The sequence below is a fragment of the Pseudonocardia asaccharolytica DSM 44247 = NBRC 16224 genome, from assembly GCF_000423625.1.
In the GTDB taxonomy this organism is placed as follows: domain Bacteria; phylum Actinomycetota; class Actinomycetes; order Mycobacteriales; family Pseudonocardiaceae; genus Pseudonocardia; species Pseudonocardia asaccharolytica.
Genome location: NZ_AUII01000003.1, coordinates 116,696 through 134,432 on the forward strand (window position 1 = coordinate 116,696; position 17,737 = coordinate 134,432).

General features: G+C 71.1%; 19 protein-coding genes. 13 read left to right on the top strand and 6 right to left on the bottom strand.

Annotation, left to right across the window (positions count from 1 at the left end):
* Positions 1-140: 140 nt before the first annotated feature.
* The 5 genes from G567_RS0104615 to G567_RS26815 all read left to right on the top strand — a co-directional run bounded on the left by G567_RS0104615 (position 141) and on the right by G567_RS26815 (position 5,264).
* Positions 141-662 (top strand): YflT domain-containing protein, encoded by a 522-nt coding sequence (locus G567_RS0104615; RefSeq protein ID WP_028929050.1) that lies wholly within the window; start codon positions 141-143, stop codon positions 660-662.
* A 189-nt stretch (positions 663-851) separates the two neighbouring features.
* Positions 852-2,219 carry an ABC transporter substrate-binding protein gene (locus G567_RS0104620; RefSeq protein WP_084795866.1) on the top strand — a complete coding sequence of 456 codons (1,368 nt, stop codon included), beginning with the start codon at positions 852-854 and terminating at the stop codon, positions 2,217-2,219.
* Positions 2,219-3,172 (top strand): carbohydrate ABC transporter permease, encoded by a 954-nt coding sequence (locus tag G567_RS0104625; RefSeq protein ID WP_028929052.1) that lies wholly within the window; start codon positions 2,219-2,221, stop codon positions 3,170-3,172. The genes G567_RS0104620 and G567_RS0104625 overlap by 1 nt, the downstream gene beginning before the upstream one ends.
* A 1-nt stretch (position 3,173) precedes the next feature.
* Complete coding sequence (locus tag G567_RS0104630; RefSeq protein ID WP_028929053.1) at positions 3,174-4,016, top strand: carbohydrate ABC transporter permease; 843 nt, start codon at positions 3,174-3,176, stop codon at positions 4,014-4,016.
* A 12-nt stretch (positions 4,017-4,028) separates the two neighbouring features.
* On the top strand, positions 4,029-5,264 hold the full coding sequence (locus tag G567_RS26815; protein WP_051232298.1) for an ABC transporter ATP-binding protein: 1,236 nt from the start codon (positions 4,029-4,031) through the stop codon (positions 5,262-5,264).
* Positions 5,265-5,333: 69 nt separating this feature from the next.
* Here G567_RS26815 and G567_RS0104640 read toward each other — a convergent pair whose 3' ends face one another.
* Positions 5,334-6,179, bottom strand: a complete 846-nt coding sequence (locus tag G567_RS0104640; RefSeq protein WP_028929054.1) for a ParB N-terminal domain-containing protein — start codon at positions 6,177-6,179, stop codon at positions 5,334-5,336.
* A 154-nt stretch (positions 6,180-6,333) separates the two neighbouring features.
* Between G567_RS0104640 and G567_RS0104645 the strand changes: the two genes are divergently transcribed.
* Positions 6,334-7,140: a class I SAM-dependent methyltransferase gene (locus G567_RS0104645; RefSeq protein ID WP_028929055.1), complete on the top strand. Its 807-nt coding sequence runs from the start codon at positions 6,334-6,336 to the stop codon at positions 7,138-7,140.
* A 114-nt stretch (positions 7,141-7,254) separates the two neighbouring features.
* Here G567_RS0104645 and G567_RS0104650 read toward each other — a convergent pair whose 3' ends face one another.
* Positions 7,255-8,235 (bottom strand): DUF5914 domain-containing protein, encoded by a 981-nt coding sequence (locus G567_RS0104650; protein ID WP_245585538.1) that lies wholly within the window; start codon positions 8,233-8,235, stop codon positions 7,255-7,257.
* A 170-nt stretch (positions 8,236-8,405) separates the two neighbouring features.
* Entirely contained in the window at positions 8,406-9,497 is a 1,092-nt protein-coding gene (locus G567_RS0104655) for a magnesium and cobalt transport protein CorA (RefSeq protein WP_028929057.1), read from the bottom strand.
* 269 nt (positions 9,498-9,766) lie between these two features.
* Here G567_RS0104655 and G567_RS0104660 point away from each other — a divergent pair, with 269 nt between their 5' ends.
* Positions 9,767-10,270 (top strand): MaoC family dehydratase, encoded by a 504-nt coding sequence (locus G567_RS0104660; protein ID WP_028929058.1) that lies wholly within the window; start codon positions 9,767-9,769, stop codon positions 10,268-10,270.
* A 3-nt stretch (positions 10,271-10,273) separates the two neighbouring features.
* On the opposite strand, the gene G567_RS0104665 is transcribed toward G567_RS0104660, so the two are convergent.
* Positions 10,274-10,669, bottom strand: a complete 396-nt coding sequence (locus tag G567_RS0104665) for an NUDIX hydrolase (protein ID WP_028929059.1) — start codon at positions 10,667-10,669, stop codon at positions 10,274-10,276.
* Between the two features lie 59 nt (positions 10,670-10,728).
* Between G567_RS0104665 and G567_RS35090 the strand changes: the two genes are divergently transcribed.
* From G567_RS35090 to G567_RS31785, 5 genes are read left to right on the top strand one after another with little or no spacing between them, the layout of a single operon-like run.
* Entirely contained in the window at positions 10,729-10,935 is a 207-nt protein-coding gene (locus G567_RS35090; RefSeq protein ID WP_154667123.1) for a hypothetical protein, read from the top strand.
* Positions 10,936-10,939: 4 nt separating this feature from the next.
* Positions 10,940-11,476: a PH domain-containing protein gene (locus G567_RS0104675; RefSeq protein WP_028929060.1), complete on the top strand. Its 537-nt coding sequence runs from the start codon at positions 10,940-10,942 to the stop codon at positions 11,474-11,476.
* Positions 11,477-11,505: 29 nt separating this feature from the next.
* Positions 11,506-12,369, top strand: a complete 864-nt coding sequence (locus tag G567_RS0104680; RefSeq protein WP_028929061.1) for a PHP domain-containing protein — start codon at positions 11,506-11,508, stop codon at positions 12,367-12,369.
* Between the two features lie 38 nt (positions 12,370-12,407).
* Positions 12,408-13,262, top strand: a complete 855-nt coding sequence (locus G567_RS0104685) for a RecB family exonuclease (RefSeq protein ID WP_028929062.1) — start codon at positions 12,408-12,410, stop codon at positions 13,260-13,262.
* Positions 13,259-13,573 (top strand): hypothetical protein, encoded by a 315-nt coding sequence (locus G567_RS31785; protein WP_147201227.1) that lies wholly within the window; start codon positions 13,259-13,261, stop codon positions 13,571-13,573. Before G567_RS0104685 ends, G567_RS31785 begins: the two co-directional genes overlap by 4 nt.
* 41 nt (positions 13,574-13,614) lie before the next feature.
* Here G567_RS31785 and G567_RS0104695 read toward each other — a convergent pair whose 3' ends face one another.
* Both G567_RS0104695 and G567_RS0104700 read right to left on the bottom strand, forming a co-directional pair.
* Positions 13,615-14,874, bottom strand: coding sequence for an Rv3212 family protein (locus G567_RS0104695; RefSeq protein ID WP_051232302.1), 1,260 nt, complete (start codon positions 14,872-14,874; stop codon positions 13,615-13,617).
* 3 nt (positions 14,875-14,877) lie between these two features.
* Complete coding sequence (locus G567_RS0104700; protein WP_084795868.1) at positions 14,878-16,638, bottom strand: DEAD/DEAH box helicase; 1,761 nt, start codon at positions 16,636-16,638, stop codon at positions 14,878-14,880.
* A 351-nt stretch (positions 16,639-16,989) separates the two neighbouring features.
* On the opposite strand from G567_RS0104700, the gene G567_RS0104705 reads away from it, so the two are divergent.
* The gene (locus G567_RS0104705) at positions 16,990-17,667 is read left to right on the top strand and encodes a ferritin-like fold-containing protein (RefSeq protein ID WP_028929065.1); all 678 of its coding nucleotides are present in this window, start codon (positions 16,990-16,992) and stop codon (positions 17,665-17,667) included.
* Positions 17,668-17,737 lie beyond the last annotated feature (70 nt).

Genomic DNA, 17,737 nt, shown 5'->3' on the forward strand with positions numbered 1-17,737 from the left:
CCCGGGTGACCTCGCGGTATCGGGCCGCGGATCGTTCGTCCCGCTCGCGATGATTGCGAGTGGGCACTGCGGCGCACCTGCATCCGTTGGCATGATGTGGACGCCTGATGCCCAGGCGTTCCGATTCCAAGGAGACGGCCGTGACCACCCCGTTCGGGGGCCCCGCGCGAACTGCGCCAGGGCTACCCAACCTTCCCACTCCGCCGACCGGGTGGCCGGTCGGCTCCTACGCCACCTATGCGGAGGCACAGCGGGCCGTCGACCATCTGGCCGACAGCGATTTCCCGGTTCGCGACGTCACGATCGTCGGCGTCGACCTGATGCTCGTCGAACGCGTCATCGGACGGCTGACCTGGGGCCGGGTGCTGCTGTCCGGTGCCGCGTCCGGCGCCTGGTTCGGCCTGTTCGTCGGCCTGCTGCTCGGCCTGTTCACCACCGCTGCCAGCCCACTGGGTCCGATCCTGGTCGGCCTGGCCAGCGGTCTGCTGTTCGGTCTGGTCTTCGCCGCCGTCGGTTACGGCGCGAGCCGCGGTCGCCGCGACTTCACCTCGGCCAGCCAGATGGTCGCTGGCCGCTACGACGTGCTCTGCCAGCCCCGCAATGCCGAGAAGGCTCGGGAACTGCTCGCCAAGCTGGCGATGGGGTCCAACCCCGGGACCTGATCGGCGTCCCGGTCACCGCCCCGACCGGCGAATGTCTCGGATTGATCTCAGCGCCGGGGGCACCGATTGCGGGTCCGAGCGCTCCGTCCTAGGTTCGACCCAACGGCACATGCCGTGACCGCAATCACAGGCCGGTCACACCACTGGGGGGCGCCCACTCGGGTCGGTTGGGCGGGCGGAGGGGGCGGGATGAGAAAGCCGTTGGATCGACGGGGACGGCGAAGGGTGGGCCGGCGCCGCAGGCTGGCCGCGGTCGCGAGCGGCGCCCTGCTGGCCGCGGCCATGCTCGCAGGCTGCGCCGCCGAGGCAAGCGGCCCGCCGGTCCTGAACTTCTACACCCCCGCCGACAACGCGAGCGGCTACGCCGCCGCGGCCGAGGCGTGCACCGCCGAGGCGGGCGGCCGCTACCGCGTCGTCCAGCAGACCCTCCCCAAGTCCGCCGACGACCAGCGGCTGCAACTGGCGCGCCGGCTGGTGGCCGGTGACCCGGCCGTCGACCTCATGGGCCTGGACGTCATCTGGACCGCGGAGTTCGCCGAGGCCGGCTGGATCGAGCCGTGGCCTGAGGATGCGGCCGCCGCGGTCACGGAAGGCACCCTCAAGGGCCCTCTCGAGACTGCGATGTACCAGGGCAGGCTGTGGGCCGCGCCGCTGAACACGAACACCCAGCTGCTGTGGTACCGCACCGACCTCGCCCCGACGCCGCCGCAGACGTGGGACGAGATGATCGATATGTCGGAGCGGCTGAACCAGCAGGGCCTGCCGTCCTATATTGAGGTTCAGGGCGCGCAGTACGAGGGCATCGTCGTCTGGTTCAACACGCTCATGACCAGCGCCGGTGGCCAGATCGTCTCCGAGGACGGCAAGGTGCTCCTCGACGACGGGGATGCCGCGCGGCAGGCCGTGGAGATCATGCACCGCGTGGCGACCTCGCCCGCCGCCGACCCGTCGCTGTCGGTGGCGCAGGAGAACGACGGCAGGCTGGCGATGGAGGCCGGGCTGGCGGCGTTCCAGGTCAACTACCCGTTCGTCAACGCCTCGATCAACACCCCGCCACCGGACGGCGGGGGCGGCGGCACGTTCATCGACGAGCAGGGCCGTCCGACCAACGTCGACACCGGCCGCCGCGTCGTCGACGTGTTCGCGTGGGCCCCGTACCCGCGGGTCGACCCGAACGAGCCCGCGACCGTCACCATCGGCGGGCTGAACATCGGCGTCAGCACCACCGGTGGGGACCAGGGGCTGGCGTTCGAGGCAGCCCAGTGCCTGCGCAACCGGGAGAACCAGCTGCGCAACGCGCTCGAGGGCGGCGTCCCTCCGACGTTGGAGGCGCTGTACGACGACCCGGCCTTCCAACAGGAGTACCCGGCGTGGGAGGCCATCCGGAACTCGCTGCAGAACGCCAGCGTGCGGCCGAAGACGCCGGCCTACACGAGCATCTCGATCGTCCTGGCCGACCTGCTCAACCCACCCATGCAGATCAACCCGGAGACGATCGTTCCCGTGATGGCCGAGCAGGTGGAGCGTGCCGTGAACTCCGAAGGGCTGGTGCCGTAATGAGTGCGCAGGCGACCGCACCTGCGGCAGAGACCGGGAGAGCGGCGCAGGGGCGGCGGGGCAGACCGCCGGTGTCGGAGGGCGCGCGCGCCGAGCGGCGGTTGGCCTTCCTCCTCTGCACCCCCGCCGTGCTCGTCATGGTCGCGGTGACGGCATACCCGATCGTCTACGCCATCTGGCTCTCACTGCAGCGTTACGACCTCCGGTTCCCCGGCGACCGCACGTTCATCGGGCTGACCAACTACGTCACCGTGCTGTCCTCCGGGTACTGGTGGAACGCGTTCGCCGTGACAGTGATCATCACAGTCATCTCGGTGGCGATCGAGTTCGTGATCGGGCTGGTGCTGGCGCTGGTCATGCACCGGACGATCGTCGGCCGCGGCCTGACCCGCACCGTCGTGCTCATCCCGTACGGCATCGTCACCGTGGTCGCGGCGTTCAGCTGGCAGTTCGCGTGGACGCCGGACACCGGCTACCTGGCGAACCTGCTCCCCGAGGGCAGCGCCCCGCTGACCGACCAGGTGTCGGCGATCTCGGTGATCATCCTCGCGGAGGTCTGGAAGACCACACCGTTCATGGCGCTGCTGCTGCTGGCCGGCCTCGCGCTCGTGCCCGACGACCTGCTCAAGGCCGCGCAGGTGGACGGCGCCGGGCCGTGGCAGCGGCTCACGCGGATCATCCTGCCGATGATGAAGCCGGCGATCCTCGTGGCGCTGCTGTTCCGCACGCTCGATGCGTTCCGGATCTTCGACAACATCTACATCCTGACCGACGGCTCGAACGGCACGGGATCGGTGTCGATCCTCGGCTACAACAACCTGTTCCGGGCGTTCAACCTTGGGATCGGGTCGGCGATCAGCGTGCTGATCTTCATTGCAGTGGCGCTCATCGCGTTCCTTTTCATCAAGCTGTTCGGCGCCGCGGCACCGGGCTCGGAACCCGAGAGGCGTTGACATGGCGATCGGACAAGCTCGGAGCACCGGCGACAAGAGTAAGTGGGCCGTCGCCAACACGGTTGTACTGCTCTACGCGCTGATCCCGGTGCTGTGGATCCTCAGCCTGTCGTTCAAGCCGGCCAGCAGCATCACCGACGGGAACTTCATTCCGCGCGAATGGACGCTGGAGAACTATGCGCAGGTCTTCCAGGTGGACCTGTTCACCAGCGCGCTGCGCAACTCCATCGGCATCGCGATCATCGCGACCGTTCTCGCGGTGATCATCGGCACGATGGCCGCCTACGCCGTCGCCCGGCTGCGGTTCCCGGGCAAGAAGCTGCTGATCGGGGTCTCGCTGCTCATCGCGATGTTCCCGCCGATCTCGCTGGTCAGCCCGCTGTTCGACATCTGGCGGGGGATCGGGCTGTTCGACACCTGGCCCGGCCTGATCATCCCCTACATCACGTTCGCGCTGCCGCTGGCGATCTACACCCTCTCGGCGTTCTTCCGAGAGATCCCCTGGGAGCTCGAGAAGGCGGCGAAGATGGACGGCGCCACGCCGCTGCAGGCGTTCCGCTCGGTGATCGTGCCGCTGGCCGCGCCGGGCGTGTTCACCACGGCGATCCTGGTGTTCATCTTCTGCTGGAACGACTTCCTGTTCGCGATCTCGCTCACCTCGACCAGCGCCTCGCAGACGGCCACCGTCGCGATCGCCAACTTCACCGGGGCCAGCGAGTTCGCCGAGCCGACCGGCTCCATCGCGGCGGCCGCGGTGCTGCTCACCATCCCGATCATCGTCTTCGTGCTGTTCTTCCAGCGCCGGATCGTCGCCGGCCTGACCTCCGGCGCAGTGAAGGGTTGAAAGGTACCGACAATGGCTGACATCGTCCTGGATCACGTGACCAAGCGGTACCCCGACGGCACCGTCGCAGCCAACGACATCAATGTCGAGATCGCCGACGGGGAGTTCATCATCCTCGTCGGACCGTCGGGCTGCGGGAAGTCGACGGTGCTGAACATGATCGCCGGTCTGGAGGACATCTCCGACGGCGAACTGCGCATCGGCGGCAACCGGATGAACGAGCGCGCACCCAAGGACCGCGACATCGCGATGGTGTTCCAGTCCTACGCGCTCTACCCGCACATGACCGTGCGGGAGAACATGGCCTTCCCACTCAAGATCGCAAAGATGGACAAGGCGGAGATCAACCGCAAGGTCGAGGAGACCGCCATGATCCTCGATCTCAGCCAGCATCTGGACCGCAAGCCGGCGAACATGTCCGGCGGCCAGCGGCAGCGGGTGGCGATGGGGCGGGCGATCGTCCGCAACCCCAAGGCGTTCCTGATGGACGAGCCGCTGTCCAACCTGGATGCGAAGCTGCGGGTCCAGATGCGCACGATGGTCGCGAAGCTGCAGCAGCGGCTGTCCACCACGACGGTGTACGTCACCCACGACCAGACCGAGGCGATGACGCTGGGCGACCGGATTGTCGTGATGCGTGGCGGGGTGGTGCAGCAGATCGGTTCGCCGCAGCACCTCTACGACCACCCGGCGAACCTGTTCGTCGCGGGGTTCATCGGTTCGCCCGCGATGAACTTCCTGCCCGCGCGGCTGGAGAACGGGGCGCTGCGCACCGCGCTGGGTGACCTCGCCCTCTCCGACGAGTTGCGTCGCACGCTGGAGGATGCCGACGCGCCCCGCGAGGCGATCGCGGGCATCCGCCCCGAGGACTTCGAGGACGCCGCGCTCGTCGAGGACCATGTGCGTGCCCGTGGCTCGGTGTTCACCGCGGAGGTGGACGTGCTGGAGTCGATGGGGTCGGACAAGTTCGTCTACTTCAAGATCGAGGGTGAGCAGGCGATGTCCGAGGACCTGGCCGACCTTGCCGCCGACGCCGGCACCGCCGACGTCCCGGAGAGCGCGGGGCATCTGGTCACCCGGTTCGCCGCGACGTCGGTGGCGACCGAGGGCAAGCGCTGCGAGGTGTGGGTCGACACCGACAAGATCCAGGTCTTCGACCCCTCCACCGGGGCGAACCTGACCATCCCCCGGCCCGCCCCCGCCCCCTCGTCCGCGAGTCGTGGTATTTCCGCGACCGAGTCGGGGTAAAGCCGGGACCGAGTCGGGGTAAAGCCGGGACCGAGTCGCAGCGACTCGCGGGGCTCTGGCTCGCGGGGGTCAGTGGGGGCGGCCGGGGTCGGCGCGGAGGCGGGCGACCACCTCGTCGTCCCAGCGGTGGGTGCGCAGGAGCTGGTAGCGCTGACAGGCCAGCTGCAGATAGGCCTCGGCGTCGGTGCGGCCGTCGATCAGCTCGGCCTCCCGCAGCATGCGCACCACCGGCTGGAACTCCTCGGACCACCACCGGCGGGCGACCGTCTCCCGGTCGAGGTAGCGGCGCTCGTGTTGCATCAACCGGAACCCCCACGCCTCGACGGTCTCGCTGAGCTCGGCGTGGCTCCAGGGGTCGGTGACCCGGATCGAGTCCAGCGCCGGACCGGTCAGCGGGACCCGGTCCAGGAACACCCGGCGCAGGTCCTTCGTGATCAGATCGCCGCGGTACTCGACCCCGGCCGCGTCCAGCCGCGTCATCACCTCGGTGACCCTGGCTTCGATCACGCGCAGGCCGACGGCATGCGCGACCGAGACGCGGTGGTGGCCGTCGCGGACGAAGTGCAGCCCACCCACCCGGTAGACGTCGATCGGCGGAATGACCTCGCCGCGCCGCTGGGCCCGGGCGAGCCGTTCCCAGCGTTCCCGCGTGCGCTGTGAGCGCGGCCGGAACCAGCGGTCGAAGTCGGTGGTCCGATCGACGCTGCCGACGATGGAGTCCAGCGGGATCACCTGCAGTCCCAGCCGCCGCTCGCCGGTGCGCCCCAACGCGGCCACGACCTCGTCGAACGGCAGGATCTCGGAGACGTCGTCGGGCTCGCGGCGCAGCCACGACGCCAGCCGGGAGAGCACCTGGCGGCGGCGCACCCGCAGGAAGTCGTTCTCGGCGTCGGCGTGGCTGAACCCGGTGTCCATGTCACCAGCACCTCAGGACCGTGACCGGGCGCCCGCGGGGATGATCGAGGACGCGGACGGGCACAGGCTCACCCTAGGTGTGGTCACCGGCCGCAGGGAACCTGCGCGGGCGCGTCCGCTTGGGTGCGCCGCCCACGTGCGCCAGGATGCGGACGTGCCCGGACCCGATTCGAGCCGGCCGTTGGGGCCCGCGAGCCTGCCCCGCGCCTTCGACGCCCACGCCCGCAGCTACGACCGGCTGGTGGCCGCCAACCCGCGCTACCACGACCACCTCCGGCTCTCCGCGCGCCGGATGGGTCTGGCCCGGGGTTCCGGTCTGCGGCTGCTCGACGTGGGTTGCGGCACCGGGGCCTCGACCGCCGCGCTGCTCGACGCGGTGCCGGGTGCGCAGGTCGTCGGGGTCGACGCGTCGGCGGAGATGCTCGCCCAGGCCCGACGCAAGAACTGGCCCCCGGGCGTGCAGTTCGTGCACTCGCGGCTCGAGGATCTCGACCGGGCCGGGGTCACCGGCCCCTTCGACGGCATCCTCGCCGCCTATCTGGTGCGCAACCTCGCCGATCCCGACGCCGGCCTGCGCGCGATGCACGATCTGCTGCGGCCCGGCGCGCCGCTCGCGGTGCACGAGTACTCCGCGCGCGACTCGCTGCGCAGCCGGATGGTCTGGGACGCGGTGTGCTGGGGCGTGATCATCCCGATGGGACGGTTGCGCAGCGGTTCCGGCGATCTCTACCGCTACCTGTGGCGCAGCGTCCGGGCGTTCGACGGGGTCAGGTCGGTCGCCGAGCGGATGGGGCGGGCGGGCTTCATCGATATCCGCACCCAGACCGTGACGGGTTGGCAGACCCATATCGTGCACACCTTCCTCGGCAGGCGTCCCGCCGGGCCGGATCCGTCACCCGGCGCGGCTGACGAGCTCGCCGACCTCGAGACCCCGCCGGTGGGCACCCCGAGCGTGGACTGAGCGATGCTTGCGGAGCGAACCTCGGCACTGAGCGATGCTTGCGGAGCGAACCTCGGCACTGAGCGATGCTTGCGGAGCGAACCTCGGCACTGAGCGGTCATCAACGCTGAGTGATCAGCGGCTGCGCAGCGCGTAGCGCCGCTCGGCGTAGGCGATGTCGTCACGCCACAGCCGCGTCGCGGCCCCGGCCATCAGCGGGCGCAGCGTCCCGGCGATCCGTCGCGCGTGCCGGAACCCGCCTCGCTGGGAATGCGCGACAACCGCCTCGATCACGGCGGTGCGCGGGCGCCCGTCGGGTCCGGAACGCAGCGGGGTCGCGTGGGTCTCGACGACGCTGCCGGCGCCCTCACCGTCGACGATCTCCATGGTCACCGTCCGCGGGTCCGGACAGCTGAACGCGGCGACCACGGGGACGCCGAGGCGCTTCGACACCCGGAATGTCACCTCGACGAGAAAACGGTCTTCGGTGGGCGGGCAGTCGAGCGGCGGGGCGCTCGCCACCTGCAGCGCCGCGAACGAATACGGGTGGAACCAGGCGCCGTGCCAGGGATCGAGCCGGTTGGCGATGACGTCCTCGGGCTCGCAGGCGCCGATGACCGTCGCGACGGTGTCGAAGCTGGCCGCCGGATCGGGCCGCGGGCCCAGCACCGGGGCGGCGGTGGGTGGGTCCGCGCCGTCCAGCCGCACCCACGCCAGCACCCCGTCGTCGTAGGCGGGTAACGGACGCCAGTCCGGCCGCCCGCACGGGCGCAGGGCGAGCCCATGCCAGCGGCAGATGAGCCGACCCTCGTGCACGGCGGCGTCGGCGAGCGGGGCGCCGAGATGCGGGCAGGCGCCGGGGCCCACGTGTAGTGCGCCGGAGCCGTCCCGCCAGGCCACGAGCTCGCGACCGGCCACGACCCGGCCGAACGCGCGGCCCGGCCGCACCTCGCGGCTGCCGGCCAGCACGTACCAGCCCCCGGAAGGGCGGGCGAGCGCCCGGCGCAGGGCCGCGGCGATGACCGCGGGCACGGCGTCGGCGAAGGTCGGCCGCTGCTGCGTCCACGCGACGGTGCGCAGCCGGCGCAGCGGGTTGCGCGGCAGATACTCCCTCACCGCGCCGAGGCTAGGGCGGTTCGAGCGGATACCGGAATCGGCCGGTGTCGTCCCGGACCCGCGGGATGAGCCGTGAGCCACCCGGGATCGACTCGGCAGCGCTCCGGTACCGGCCCCGGCGCACCCGTGCTGCCGGTGGTCGCGTTCCGGCCGGCGAGCCGGTCACCGGTCTAGAGCCACTGGTTCTTACGGAAGTTGCGGTACAGCACCACGCAGATCAGCGCGATGACGATGAGTACGGCCGGGTAGCCGAACGGCCACTTCGTCTCGGGCATGACGTCGAAGTTCATCCCGTAGATGCCCGCGATCATGGTGGGCACGGAGATCAGCGCGGCGTAGGCGGTGATCTTGCGCATGTCCTTGTTCGACTGCATCGTGTGCTTGGTCAGGATCGCATCGACCAGCGTGGTGAGCAGCTCGTCGAAGCCCGCGACCCGCTCGGCGACGGTGCTGAGGTGGTCGTCGACGTTGCGGAAGTAGGACCGCACCTCGTGCGGGACCAGCGCGGAGTAGCCCTCGGCCAGCTTGCGCACCGGCGCGACCAGCGGCGTCACCGCCCGGCGCAGCTCGAGCACCTCGCGCTTCATGACGTAGATCTGCTCGGCGTCCATCGCTGAGCGGGGATTGAAGACCTCCCCTTCCATCTCGTCGATGTCGTCCTCGATCGCCTCGGTCACCTCGAGGTAGCTGTCGACGACATGGTCGGCGATCGCGTGCAGCACGGCGGCCGGGCCGAGCGCGAGCTGCTCGGGATCGGCCTCCAGCTTGCGGCGCACGTCCCGCAGCGCGCAGTGCTGTCCATGCCGGACGGTCACCACGAAATCGCGGCCGAGGAAGACCATCACCTCGCCGGTCTCGACGATCTCGGTGGCCGTCCGAGGCTCGGCGTGACCAACGTAACGCACCGTCTTGAGCACCATGAACAGTGTGTCGTCGAAGCGCTCCAGCTTGGGCCGCTGGTGCGCGTGCACGGCATCCTCGACGGCGAGCTCGTGCAGGCCGAAGATGTCGGCGATGCCGGTGATCTGCTCGTCGGTGGGCTCGTGCAGGCCGATCCAGACGAACCCCTCGCCGCGCCCGCGCACCTCCGCGACCGCGTCGTCGTGGGTCCAGCGGCCCGGCAGGCGCCGGCCGTCCACATAGACGGCGCAATCGACGACATAGGCCGAAACGGGCACCCGCAGCCGCGGCAGCGCGGTGTGGGTACGGCCGGTCAGGCGGGCACGAGCTGCAGCGGACCGGGTCGAAGACAGCGACGGCACGGCGAAACCTCCTGGCAGGAGACGGACGCAAGGCCCGCGGAGGGCGCTTGCACAGGACGACACGCAGGCGTCGCGTCCCCTGGGCGGCTTCCCGTGCCGCTCAGCCGGTGCCGATGCGCACAGGCGTGGGGACGCGGCAGGTACTGCAGCCGGGTGCTGACTGCACCGCGCTCACCTCCTCACCTGTGATCGCCGGCATCGGTCCGGCGGCTGGTCCGCGGGTTAGATTACCCGCTACACGAAGGTATCGGCGTTGGGAGGCGTTGACGTTGCAGTTCGGGCGGTATTTCGAGGAGTTCGAGGTCGGGGCCATCTACAAGCACTGGCCCGGCAAGACGGTCACCGAGTACGACGACCACCTGTTCTGCCTGCTGACCATGAACCACCACCCGCTGCACATGGACGCGCACTACGCGGAGGAGACGACGGACTTCAAGCGCAACGTCGTCGTCGGCAACTACATCTACTCGCTGCTGCTGGGCATGTCGGTGCCGGATGTCTCGGGCAAGGCCATCGCCAATCTGGAGGTGGAGTCGCTCAAGCACACCAAGCCGACCTTCCACGGCGACACGATCTACGGCGAGACCGAGGTCCTGGACAAGTCCGAGTCGAAGTCCAAGGACGACCGTGGGGTCGTCTACGTCGAGACCCGCGGCTACAAGCAGGACGGCACGGTGGTCTGCACGTTCCGGCGCAAGGTCATGGTGCCCAAGCGCAGCTACGGCGATACCCGCGGCGGTGAGCAGCCGGGCCGCCCCACCCCGCAGACCTGAGTGTCAACCGGGCAAGGCGTCCCATTCGGTGAGGGCCTCCACCAGCCCCTCGACGAGCGGGAGCCGGGCCAGCTCGGTGGCGTCGACCCAGCGCACGTCGGCGGCGTCGTCACCGGCGCGCAGCCTGCCGCCCGCGGGCTCGCAGTGATAGTCGGCGATGCGGTAGGGCCCGCGGACCACCTCGCCGGCGAGCGGGCCCGCCCGCACGACCAGGCCCGTCTCCTCGGCGGTCTCGCGCACGACGGCCTCGTGGTCGGTCTCCCCGGGCTCCACGCGGCCGCCGGGGACGGCCCACAGCCCGGCCCCGGGCTCGTTCGCCCGCCGCACCAGGAGCAGCCGACCCGACCGGTCGCGCACGATCGCCCCCACGCAGGGGACATCTCCGCTACCCTCGGTCATCAGCCAGAACGGTACGCTCCCCGCGCGCCGGTACCCTGACGCGGCGTGGTGCGGTAGGAATGATCACGCCAGAGTCCCTCGTGCCGGAACGAACGGTGGTTGCGTTGAACCTCAAGAAGATTCTGACGCTGCTCGGAGTCGCTCTCGTAGTGTTCTTCATCGTCACCCAGCCGACCGGGGCGGCCAACGCCTTGGGCAACATCGGCACGATCCTGCGGGATGCCGCGAACTCCGTCACCAGCTTCTTCACCCAAGTGGTGAGCTAGTCCGGTGCTCGCTCCCCGCGAGATCGACGAGTACCTGCTCCCCACGGAGCGCAGGGTCATCCGGGTGCGCCAGCACTGGGCCGTCATGGGCAAGCACATCGTCCAGACCCTGGGGTTCCTGGTGCTCGTGGTGATCGGTGAGCGGCTCCTGCCGGACAGCATGCTCATCGACAACCTGGCCTTCTACCTCGCGCTGGTGGCCGTGATCCGATTCACAGTCGTGACGATGCTGTGGTGGATCGAACGCATCGTGATCACCGACAAGCGCGTAATGCTGGCCGAGGGGATCATCACCCACAGCGTCGGGATGATGCCGCTCGGCAAGGTGACCGACCTCACGTTCCAGCGCAGCCTGTTCGGCCGGATGTTCGGCTACGGGACCATGGTCGTGGAGTCGGCAGGCCAGATCCAGGCGCTGAACCGCATCGACTACATGCCGCGCCCCGAGGAGATCTACGAGGCGTTGTCCGAACTCGTATTCGGCGAGAAGGGCAAGACTCGCGCGACCGGCATGCTCGTGAAGTCGCGCTGGCGCAGGTGAGCGCGGACGCGCCCGATAGCGTGGACGTCGTGGCCCGCATCGACCTGCACACCCACTCGAGCGCGTCGGATGGCACCGACACGCCCGAGGAACTGGTCGCCGCGGCGTCCGCGGCGGGTCTCGACGTCGTCGCGATCACCGACCACGACACCACCGGCGGCTGGGACCGGGCCGCCGCGGCGCTGCCGCCCGGGATGCGGCTGGTCCGCGGCGCCGAGTTCTCCTGCGTCAGCGACGACGGCCACGGCCGCGACATCTCGGTGCATCTGCTCGGCTACCTGTTCGACCCCGGGCACGAGACGGTTGTGGCCGAGCAGCGGCGGCTGCGCGCCGAGCGCATGCGGCGGCTGCGGCTGATGACCCAGCGGATGGCCGACGCCGGCTATCCGGTGGATGTCGACACCGTGCTCGGGCTGCTGGCCGATGGGGCCAGCGCAGGTCGGCCGCATCTGGCCCGGGCGCTGGTGGCGGCCGGGGTGGTTTCGTCGCTCGACGAGGCGTTCGCGAAGCTGCTCTACACCGGCAGCCCGTTCTACGTGCCGAGGACCGACACTCCGCTGCGGCGCGCGGTCGAGATGGTGCGCGAGGCGGGGGGTGTGACGGTGTTCGCCCATCCGCTGGCGCGCAAGCGCGGCCGGGTCGTCGAGCTCTCGGTGATCCGCGACCTGGCCGCGGCCGGGCTGACCGGGATCGAGATCGACCATCCCGACCACACCTCGTCCGACCGGGCGATGCTGCGCGAGCTGGCCGCCGAGCTGGGTCTGGTCGGCACCGGATCCAGCGACTACCACGGCACCAACAAGACCATCCCGATCGCCGCGGAGACCACCGACCCGGATGCGTTCGAGGTGCTCGTGGCGAAGGCCGACGGGGTCGAGGTCCTCACGGGGTAGCGGGCGGGCCGATCACGCGGGCCGCTACGTTGACGGGCATGGGCGCGAACGGTGGGCAGCTCGGGCTCGATTTCGGGGCCGGTTTCACCGCGAAGCCCCTGGTTCGCGTCACGCCGGCCCGGCTGGCGCTGTGGGCGCAGTGCCCGCGCCGGTTCCGGATGACCTACCTCGATCGCCCGACGCCGGCCCGCGGCGGGGCGTGGGCGCACAACACCCTGGGCGCGGTCGTGCATCTCGCGCTGCGGTCGCTGTTCGAGCTGGCCGCGGCGCGCCGCACCCCGCAGGCCGCCGCGGCCCTCGTCGACCGGCACTGGTCGTCCGAGGGATTCCGGGACCGGGCGCAGGCCGCGGAGTATCGCGACCGGGCCCGCGGCTGGGTGGCCGACTACGCCGCCGACCTCGACCCCGATGTCGAGCCGGTCGGCGTGGAGCGGTGGGTGTCGGCCCCGGTGGGCGGTCTCATCGCGGAGGGTCGGGTGGACCGGATCGACGCCCGCGGAGGCGAGCTGGTCATCGTCGACTACAAGACCGGCCGGCACCCGCTCGACACCACCGCTGCCCGCGACTCGCGGGCGCTCGCGCTCTACGCCACGGCCGCGCGGCAGCTACTGCACCGCCCGTGCACCCGGGTGGAGCTGCACCACCTGCCGACCGGGCGGGTGCTGGCCTGGGAGCACGACGCCGCGTCGCTGCGCCACCATGTCGAGGGGGCCGAGCGCGCCACCGCGGCGATCGAGGCCGCCACCGCGGGTCTGGATTCCGGCGACGACCCGGAGGCGCTGTTCCCGCCGCGCCCCTCGTCGCGCTGTTCGACGTGCGAGATGCGCAGGCTCTGCCCGGAGGGACGGGCGGCGAGCCCGGTCCTCGAGCCGTGGGCCCTGCTGGCGCCGTGAGCCGATCCGCACGGCACCCGGCCCGGGCTCGCCGCCTCGGCCGCGCGGGTCGGATGTTGCGTGGCTGCTCCGGTGCCCTCGCCGGCGGCCTGGTGATGCTCGCGGTGCTGCTGCTGGCTGGATGGCTCCTCACGACCCGGACGGGATCGGCAGGACCCGGCACGGGGATGCTCCTGGGTCACTGGCTTGCCGCCGTGGTGGCCGTCGCGGCCCAGGTCGTCGCCGATCACAGGGTGGATCGGACGGGCACCCTCGCCGCCCTCGGTGTGCTGGGGGTCGGCGCGGCAACGCTGGGAACCTACTGGTTGTAGCCCCCGTGAGTGCGTAACAGTGTTAGAACACTGTTACGCACTCACGGGGGGCGGAGTGCTGCAAGTCCGGTGCCGCGCTGTTCCAGCACGATCGAACCCTGGGCGGCGAGCGCGACCGGGCCGGTCCACCCGCCGCGGTCGATCGGGATCGTTCGCTCCACGACTCCGTCGACCGGGTTGACGACCTGAACCCCGCCGGGCACCGGCACCAGCAGCGAGCCCGCGTAGCCCGCGCCGGGGCCGAGGGTGCCGGTGAGGGTCCAGAGCGGGACGAGATCGGTGCGGTCGAGCGCGACGGTCCGCGAGCCGGTCCACCAGTAATACCGGCGCTCGTCGCTCGTCGTGGGCGCCACACCGCCGGGGGGATCGGATCGCAGGTCGGTCACGGGCACGTCGATCGGGACGAGCCCGACCTGTGTTCCGGTGTTGTCGAGAATCAGCAGCCGGGCCGGGTCGGGTAGCACCACCGCCGCCCGGTCGGCCGATACGACCAGGATCTGCGCGCCGGACCCGGGGAGCAGCGTGGAGGATTCGACCTCCGGCCGGGTCGCGTCCTGACCGTCGGGTTTGAGCACGGTAAGCCGGTCGCCGGCGTCGGACGCGCACCGCTCCAGCACGGCGAGCCTGCCCTGAGCCATCGCGAACGACCCGTACCGGCAGCCGGGACGCGGTTGCCTGCCCGGCTGCTCGGGGGTGCGCACCTCGCCGTACTCGAGGGTCTTGACCAGGTCCGAGCGCCATACCTCGAGGTACTCCGGCCCGGTGGCCGCGACGAAGCTGCCATCGCTGATCATCCGGGTGCCGGACCGGACATCAGGGTTGCGTTGCGCGACCCGGGCGCCGGTGGTGGCGTCGAGCTCGGTGAGGTCGCCGCAGTCCGTGTCCCGGCCGGAGCCCCCGCCGACACCACTGTGAAACAGCGCCAGAACCCGGCCGAACCCCTCGGCCGCGGCACAGAGCGGCACGTTCCGGGTGTAGCTCCAGCGGGCGGTCCCGGTCGCGGCGTCCCGGCCCACGACGGTCGAGCCGTCGGCGGTGACGACCACCGGCCCGGCGACGAGCGGGGCGGCGGTCGCCCCGCTGGCTGCCCGCCACGCCTCGATCAGCTGCTGCGGCACCGCGACGGCTGGGGCGGGGGGTGTCGCGGCCGCCGGGCTGGCCGTCACCGTCGTCGTATTGGCCGCCGGGCTCTGCCGCCAGTACAGCACCGCGGCGGTGACCAGGAGGACGACCAGCGAAGCGGCCGCCAGGACGTCACCACGGCGGCGCCGCTCGGGCCTGGTCGGACGCGGCCGGGGCACGAGCTAGCTGGCGGCGGCGTCCGGAGCGGCCTGGTCGGAACCACCGCTCCCGCCCTGGGCGCTGCCCCCGCGCCCGGACCTGCCGCGCCTGCGCCTGCGGGTGCGCGTGCCCTGCCCATCGGCCGCGGCGTCGGGCCCGTTGGCCGGTGCGGTCTCCGTGCCGCCGGCGAGGACCACCCCGCCCCGGCTGCGGGTGCGCTGGCGCGGCTGACGCGCGCGGCGCTCGCCGTCCCCCGCGGCGGCGCGGCGGCTCCGGTTGCGGCGCCTGCTCGACTCGGGATGGTCGCCCTCGACGTCGACGTACTCGGCGTCGAGCCCGGCCCGGGTCCGCTTGGACAGCGGCAGCCGCCCGGTGGCGTCGGCCGAGATCTCGAGGTCGGCGTACAGGTGCTCGGAGGTGGAGTAGGTCTCCACCGGCTCGTCGATGCCGAGCCCGAGCTCGTCGTTGACCAGCTTCCAGCGGGGGATCTCGTCCCAGTCGACCAGGGTGACGGCCACGCCTTCCTTGCCGGCGCGACCGGTGCGGCCGATCCGGTGCACGTAGGTCTTGGCGTCCTCGGGGCACTGGTAGTTGACCACGTGGGTCACGTCGCTGACGTCGATGCCGCGGGCGGCGACGTCCGTGGCGACCAGCACGTCGACCTTGCCGGAGCGGAACGCCCGCAACGCCTGCTCGCGGGCACCCTGGCCGAGGTCGCCGTGTACGGCCGCGGCCGCGAAGCCGCGTCCCGCGAGGTCGTCGGCCACCCGCTGCACCGTGCGCTTGGTGCGGGCGAAGATCATCGTCAGGCCGCGGTCCTTTGCCTGGAGCACGCGGGTGAGCAGCTCGACCTTGTCCATCGCGTGCGCCCGGTAGACGAGCTGACGGGTGCGTTCGTGGATGGAGCCCTGGTCGGCCTCCTCGGCGCGGATATGCGTCGGCCGGTTCAGGAACGTCCGGGAGAGCTGGATGATCGGGCCCGGCATGGTCGCCGAGAACAGCATGGTCTGGCGCTGGTCGGGCAGCATCCGAAGGATGCGTTCGACGTCGGGCAGGAAGCCGAGGTCCAGCATCTCGTCGGCTTCGTCGAGGACGAGCGCACCCACCCTGCCGAGCGCCAGGTGGCGCTGTTCGGCGAGGTCGAGCAGCCGGCCCGGGGTGCCGACGACGATGTCCACGCCCTTGCGCAGCGCCGCGAGCTGCGGCTCGTAGGCCCGGCCGCCGTAGATCGCGGTGACCCGCACACCGAGGTGGCGGCCCGCGTCGGCGAGATCCTTCGCCACCTGCACGCACAGCTCGCGGGTGGGGACCACGACGAGCGCCTGCGGGACGTCCCTGGTCCGGTCGGCGGCCTCGCCCTCGGCGGTCGCTGCGGGGCGCTCGGCGGGCGGGATGATCCGCTGCAGCAGCGGGACACCGAAGCCGAGGGTCTTACCGGTGCCGGTGCGGGCCTGGCCGATCACGTCCTCGCCGGCGAGCGCCAGCGGCAGGGTCAGCTCCTGGATGGCGAAGGTGCGCTCGATACCGGCCTCGGCCAGCGCCTTGACGATCTCGGGGCGCACACCCAGCTCGGCGAACGTGGGCGAGTCGGGGCGGGTGGGGGCGCCTGCCTGCAGCGGGTGGGCCTCTTCGATGCCGGTCTCGGCGGCGCCGAGGTCACCGGCGTGCGGTTCGCAGTCGGACTCCGAGGCGGCCGCAGGCGCGGTCGTCGATGTCGTCGCGGTAGTTGAATTGTCGTTCGGGACGGACAGAATGATCGCCTCTCTCCGCGCACAGGAGCCCAAGGCCGGCCCGTCGACCGCGGCGTCTGGACGCTCGGGCGGGAGAACCGGCGAGGCGCTGCACGCACCAATGCGTGGCGGATCGGCTCGGAGATGTCACTGTGTTCGAGATGTCACGGTGTTCTCAAGCCGGCTCCGTCGGTAAGGGCGCGCGCCCAGCAGAGCGCTGCGCTGCGTCACAGGGTACCCGCTCGCGGTGGCCGCGGGGGAGTCCGGACACCGGGGCGAGCCGGGTGATATGCGCCGCTATCCGTGAGAAAACACCGGAACATTCCACCCGGATCACCGCATACCAGCCGAAATAACGGCCGGTCAGTGGACCGGTGGACCTCCACCCGAGACTAGGCTCGCCCCATGGTGGGCGATATCAGCGTCGGCGCTGCGAAACGGCTGGTTCCGGCGCAGGCCACGGTGGATCTGCTGGGGGTGTTGGCCTACGGCGAGCTGTCGGCGTTCGATCGGCTCGCCGCGGACGCCCGCACGGCGCCGACGCTGACCGGCCGGGCGCAGCTCTCGGTGATGGCGGCGGCGGAGATCGGGCACTTCCGGCTGCTCGAGGAACACCTGTGCGGGCTCGGTGTGCCGGTCGAGGAGGCGATGGCCCCGTTCGTCGCGCCGCTGGACTCCTACCACGCGTCCACCGCCCCGCGCAGCTGGCTGGAGTCGCTGGTGAAGGCGTATATCGGCGACGGGCTGGCGGCCGACTTCTACCGCGAGGTCGCGGGCTGGGTCGACGACGCCACCGGCAAGCTCGTGCGGCAGGTGCTCGCCGACACCGGGCACAGCGCTTTCGCCGAACGCGAGGTGCGGGCCGCCTGCGAGGCCAACCGGCAGGTGCACGACCGGCTTGCGCTGTGGGGACGCCGGCTGCTCGGGGAGGCTGTCACCCAGGCTCAGCACATCGTCGCCGAGCGTGACGAGCTCGCGGACTTCATCGTGCGCGGGTCCGGCGACGCCGAGGGGCTCGCCGCGCTGATCAAGCGGCTGCAGTCCAACCACGGCAAGCGGATGACCCGCCTCGGGCTGACGTGAGGCCCCGGTTCGTGGACGGCATACTGGATGCGGGCGGTCTCGCGGCCGGGGCATCGCCGTCCTCGGTTAG